The sequence below is a fragment of the Coleofasciculus sp. C1-SOL-03 genome (assembly GCF_040220555.1).
Classification (GTDB): Bacteria; Cyanobacteriota; Cyanobacteriia; order Cyanobacteriales; family Coleofasciculaceae; genus Coleofasciculus.
Map to the genome: position 1 here is coordinate 21,091 of NZ_JAVJUO010000221.1, position 6,000 is coordinate 27,090.

Genomic DNA, 6,000 nt, shown 5'->3' on the forward strand with positions numbered 1-6,000 from the left:
AATATCGTTTCCAACTAATCCGATTTAACCCAATCGGTAGGGCAGTACATTGTTTCGCATGATGTCCAACATTTCGTTTCCAACTAATCCGATTTAACCCAATCGGTAGGGTTACGGGGGTTGATTTGCTCTATCCCTTGGGAAAAAAGTTTCCAACTAATCCGATTTAACCCAATCGGTAGGGAAAAAGAAGGTCAAAATCCTTCTGCAGAGTAACTAGTTTCCAACTAATCCGATTTAACCCAATCGGTAGGGTCACTCCACTCATTGCTAGTAGTTATTACATCGTTTCCAACTAATCCGATTTAACCCAATCGGTAGGGAGTTCGTCTAGCAGCCCTTACCCAGTAAGGGTTTCAGCCGCCAAATCGACACCACTGCTGAAATTATAATGCATCCTGCCCAAAATTGCTTACCACCCATACCTCAAATCCTTTCCACGTAAGGCATCGACACCACTCAACGAAAAATATAGGGTTTTGGTGATTTGACAAGTGGTGTCGATTCCCCACCTCAAAAATCACCCCGAATCCCCCCAAACCTAGATAACATAATACTTTGGCGGCGGTTGGGGTGCTTCCCCACCAATCACCAACACCCTTGACACCGCTTCCTCGGATATCCAGTAAAATCGCACATCATCCTCGGCAGGCTTGACTAACTTTTTCACTTTTTCATAAAGCTGGCGCATTTCCTCCAAACTCAAAAAACATTCAAACACAGAAAATTGAACTCGTCGCCCATATCCTTCTAGAAAATTGGACAACTTCGTCCGTCTTTTATCATTAGGAATATCATACACGACAACTACTAACATTTGACTGATAAAGGGGAACGCGGATAACTTTTCCTACCCATCAAGACCGCGATACAGTTGGGCGATCGCAAATTCCAGGTCAATACTTTTGAGTGAAACGCGATCGCCTGTTCCATAAATAACCGTTTCCCAGGTATTCGCCGAGGTGCGACGACGGCATTCTACGCGCTGACTTTCTTGAAAAATTAAGACATATTCCTCTAAAGATTCAATCTGTCGATAGTCATCAAATTTTTCGCCCAAGTCGAAGGCTTGTGTGCTGGGTGAGAGAACTTCAGCAATTAGTTTGGGATATCGCTTGATGTAGCGGTTATCGCGATCGCGTGGATCACAGGTGACAAACGCATCAGGATAGTAATAAAACTCATCCTGGTAGTTAACCTTCACATTACCGGAGTGAAATCGGCATTCTGAGTCACCTAAATGTAAGTTAATCAGGGTTAGGAGGTTCAGAGCAAGGCGATCGTGATTATCTGTACCACCCGCCATAGCATAGACTAAGCCGCGCCGATATTCATGCCGAATCGGGTTTTGGTGTTCGATGTCGAGATAGTCTTTAGGACTAATGTAATGTGGGACAGCAATCATGGATTTTGTCTTTGGGTAGCTCTCATTGAGTCTATTGTAGGGCTCAAATCCTATTCTCCCATAAGCTGTCATGCATTTAAATTGGGTATTAGTAGCGAGCAAGATGCAAAGCCTGCGGCATGGCTTCGCTTAACGCACTACAAGGATTTCACCATTATTGACATTAAGGTTTAAATGCCGAACAGCTTAGGTAACTTTTGACTATTTTTAACTCCAGGATGGAAAAGGGGTTTTCTTTATTTGTCATTTGGGTTGGGTGAATGTGGCACAGCTAAAGAAAAAGGGTGGGATAACCCACCCTTCCAACTAATCCGATTTAACCCAATCGGTAGGGAGCTGTATTTTTGGGTTCCAAAGTTTCTTTTTCTTCGTTTCCAACTAATCCGATTTAACCCAATCGGTAGGGTCGTATACGACCACTATACAACAGAGAGCGATCGCACGTTTCCAACTAATCCGATTTAACCCAATCGGTAGGGTCTGGTACCCGGATCGTCTACGGAAGGCTAGTTTCCAACTAATCCGATTTAACCCAATCGGTAGGGTGCTACTTTGGAGCCCCCTTTGAAGTAGACAGCGTTTCCAACTAATCCGATTTAACCCAATCGGTAGGGAAGTTGTTGATGGTGGTCAGGCAGGAAAGTACATTGGTTTCCAACTAATCCGATTTAACCCAATCGGTAGGGAATCTAGTGACTTTAGCAGCTTGGATCCAGGAATCAAAGTTTCCAACTAATCCGATTTAACCCAATCGGTAGGGTGAGACCCTGGAAAAACAAGCACACACATACCGTAATGGTTTCCAACTAATCCGATTTAACCCAATCGGTAGGGCTGCAAAGTATTTTGATCGGGTTTGACCATAAGTTTCCAACTAATCCGATTTAACCCAATCGGTAGGGGTACAAGCAAAAACGAGAGAAAACAATGAGAGAAAACGTTTCCAACTAATCCGATTTAACCCAATCGGTAGGGGCAATCCGAAACGGTCAATATGATGTTGACTACCAGCATGTTTCCAACTAATCCGATTTAACCCAATCGGTAGGGCTAATCTGGTTGAAATATTCGGTCCAGCCGACTCTGGGTTTCCAACTAATCCGATTTAACCCAATCGGTAGGGTTGAGGCCAACTCTAAACAGGTAGAGTTCCCGAGGTTTCCAACTAATCCGATTTAACCCAATCGGTAGGGAAGGATTTCCCTGTCGCCCCGACTTTTCTCTTCCATGTTTCCAACTAATCCGATTTAACCCAATCGGTAGGGGCGCTCTATACCGATCTTTCGCCCGGGACGAAGGCTCGTAACTTTATCGTTTCCAACTAATCCGATTTAACCCAATCGGTAGGGAAGCGGGGAGCTTGTGCAGGAGGAAAACCTAGGTATTGTGTTTCCAACTAATCCGATTTAACCCAATCGGTAGGGGATACAGTATGGCCCTGTAATCTCGGCAGGTAACAGCGTTTCCAACTAATCCGATTTAACCCAATCGGTAGGGTCTAAAGTGCCGTTTCAATTTTATTGCTACGACATAGTTTCCAACTAATCCGATTTAACCCAATCGGTAGGGAAAGGATTTCAGCTAAGTGCGATGCGAACGGGGGTGTCGTTTCCAACTAATCCGATTTAACCCAATCGGTAGGGTTTGCTACTCATGCTGGTCGTAGTCGTACAGGGAAAAGTTTCCAACTAATCCGATTTAACCCAATCGGTAGGGCTGTTGGTCAGTTTGACCATTACGACCTGACGAAAAGTTTCCAACTAATCCGATTTAACCCAATCGGTAGGGTCTCTCGTTCGGTACGGGATGGTTGCAGGACTACAGTTTCCAACTAATCCGATTTAACCCAATCGGTAGGGTTTCTCCCGAAGGGGAAGTTGAGACTGAAGGAACTGTTTCCAACTAATCCGATTTAACCCAATCGGTAGGGGAAATTTGCAGCTTCCCCGTATACGAAGAAGGAAGTGTTTCCAACTAATCCGATTTAACCCAATCGGTAGGGAGTTCGTCTAGCAGCCCTTACCCAGTAAGGGTTTCAGCCGCCGAATCGACACACCTCCAAAAAGTCTAACACATCCTGCCCAAAATTGACTCCAACACATACCTCAAACCCTCTCCCTGTAAGCCATCGACACACCTCAACGAAAAATATAGCGTTTCAGCGATTTGCCGAGGTGTGTAGATGAAGAACTGAAAATTCCCCTCAAACCTAGATAACATAATACTTTGGCGGAGGTTGGGGCGCTTCCCTTATCATCAGGACTATCATACACGACAACCACCAGCATTTACGTCGCTCTTAAAAAAGCTTCATAGGGAACCCCAGCCAATAAACTCTGTTTATATCGTCTGACTTGTAATTGAATCGCCTGACGATAAGTAACTTTTGACTGCACATCTGGATGAGAAACTTCCTCATTCATGCGAGTTTCAAATTGTTTGAGAAATACCCGCCTTGCCGATTGATTCAAATAAACCCCTCCCGTACTGGGAACAATGTCAAAATCCTGGGGCTTGAAAACCGAATTATTAATAATTTTAACAACCAAACTATCGACAACAACCGACCTCATCTCCTCCATCAAATCAAACGCCAAATAGGGTTTCTGCCGTTCCCCATAATGAAAATTCCCCAAATAAGGGGAAAGCCCTTCAACAATAATAAACCCTAAAACATTATTAAACAAAAGCGTATACCCAAAACTCAACAACGAATTCACTGGGTCAGTCGGCGGTTGACGATTCCGCAAAGAAAACTCAAACTTAGAATTCGTAATCAACTGACCCAACGCCGGAAAATACCTTGCCGCCCCGATTCCCTCATAACCCCGCAACCTATCCAAACTCTCACTAAACTTTAACGCCTCAATATCTTGATTAATCCCCATAATTACCCGTTCCACATCCGGCAGTTTGCGCTTCCGGTTAAATCGCAACAAAAGCTGCTTAGAATTCATCAACTTGCCATAAACAATTGCCTGAGATACCTGAAACTGAAACGCCTGATCACCCCACCGTCTAACCTGAACCAACTCCTGATCTAAATCCCGAAATTCAGCACTCCATAAATGACCGTGATAGCGACCACTTTGACTCATAAACACTACCGCTATTTGTTCTCGCAAACAAACTTGCATCACTGGCGTTGATAATTGTATATTCCCAAACACCAGAATTTGCTGTACTTCTCGAATCGGCACTTCCAGTTTCGGCTTCTCAGATACATAGATAATAAACCGTTGGTATTCCTTATAAATTGTCGTGCCTTGTTCTATCAGATAAATTGCTGCCATTTCTCGATGCCAACTATTTTTTTGAACAACAGAGTTATCCGCTTCACTTTGCAGAGTTAATTCTGTCTCTACCTCTGCCAGAAACGGTTGATGTAATGTGCCAATATTAATCACATTCCCACCATTGTCTTGACCTAACCCCCCGTCCCCCTTTTTGATCCCCCTTCCGTCCCCCACCCCCCTCATTCCCCCAATAGATTAATGACTTCTAACTTCGCCTCTAAAATCCGCGCTTGAGTCTGAGCCAAAACCAGAAAATCATCAGCATATCGCACCAACTTTAAATCCGTTGCTGTCACCCATTCATCAAACTCATGCAAATAAATATTTGCCAAAATTGGCGAAATTACCGCCCCTTGGGGAATCCCTTTTTGGGACACCATCACCCCAGCTTCCGTTAACACCCCGGCTGATAGCCAAGACTTGATTAAACATAAAATCCCGGAATGATTGATATGGAACCGAACCTGTTGTAATAACCGCTGATGGTCGATAGTATCAAAAAACTTAACAATATCCGCATCCAACACCCACTGATACCCCTGATCTCGCCACTGGGCAACAGTTTCTACCGCATTGAGATAAGATAAATTGGGACGGTAAGCAAAACTGGCAGTAGAAAACGTCTGCTCCATTAATGGACAGAGGATATTTAATAACGCCTGCTGGACAATTCTATCCCTCACTGTAGGAATTTTTAACTCCCGTTGCTTGCCATTTCGTTTGGGAATAACCACCTGCTTACAAGGAAACGGTTCATAACTTCCCTGGGCAACGGCTTGCCGCAGTTGATAAATATTAACGGTTTGATTCTCAGCAAATCGATTAATCGTCTCTCCATCTACCCCAGCACAACCGCGTTTTTCTGCTACCTTTTCCCAGGCGTGTTGGAAGTTGTTTAAACTGAGGAATTCATCAATCAGAGTTGTTGAGTAATCGGGGTGGGAAATTCTGTTCATCATCGTTTATAAGTGGGTGGACACAATTAAAGTTAACGGTTGAGATTAGGGAACAGGGAACAGGGAATAGGGAATAGGGAATAGGAAAGAAAAAAGCTAACTTATCAAGGGATTGAGCTAAGTCGAGGTGTTGCCTTCCTTGGGATTGAATCGGGCGCACGGGGCGTCATTGGTGTCAACTTAAGCTCAACCCCTCACCCCCAGCTCATAAGGGTAGGTTTTTTAAGATTGGGGTTGAGGTAAGACAAGGAAGACAGGTAGACCAGTAGACAAGGAAGAGTGAGAACGAAAAATCGGGCGTTTCGGCTTTTAGAAGTTAGCTTGACCGAACCTAATTTTGTAC

General features: G+C 44.2%; 4 protein-coding genes and 2 CRISPR repeat arrays (1 of these 6 only partly in view). All 4 genes read right to left on the minus strand.

The window, feature by feature from the left end:
• A CRISPR array of direct repeats spans positions 1-324; the repeat unit is 36 nt; unit sequence GTTTCCAACTAATCCGATTTAACCCAATCGGTAGGG (it extends 862 nt beyond the left edge of the window).
• Between the two features lie 217 nt (positions 325-541).
• Positions 542-817, minus strand: a complete 276-nt coding sequence (cas2, locus tag RIE73_RS33915) for a CRISPR-associated endonuclease Cas2 (RefSeq protein ID WP_446405357.1) — start codon at positions 815-817, stop codon at positions 542-544.
• Positions 818-850: 33 nt separating this feature from the next.
• The gene (locus tag RIE73_RS33920; protein ID WP_446405358.1) at positions 851-1,405 is read right to left on the minus strand and encodes a Uma2 family endonuclease; all 555 of its coding nucleotides are present in this window, start codon (positions 1,403-1,405) and stop codon (positions 851-853) included.
• Between the two features lie 298 nt (positions 1,406-1,703).
• Positions 1,704-3,407: direct repeats of the CRISPR family, unit length 36 nt; unit sequence GTTTCCAACTAATCCGATTTAACCCAATCGGTAGGG.
• A 286-nt stretch (positions 3,408-3,693) separates the two neighbouring features.
• Positions 3,694-4,698, minus strand: coding sequence for a CRISPR-associated endonuclease Cas1 (gene cas1, locus RIE73_RS33925; RefSeq protein ID WP_446405361.1), 1,005 nt, complete (start codon positions 4,696-4,698; stop codon positions 3,694-3,696).
• 182 nt (positions 4,699-4,880) lie between these two features.
• Positions 4,881-5,660: a reverse transcriptase domain-containing protein gene (locus RIE73_RS33930; protein ID WP_446405359.1), complete on the minus strand. Its 780-nt coding sequence runs from the start codon at positions 5,658-5,660 to the stop codon at positions 4,881-4,883.
• Between the last annotated feature and the right edge of the window lie 340 nt (positions 5,661-6,000).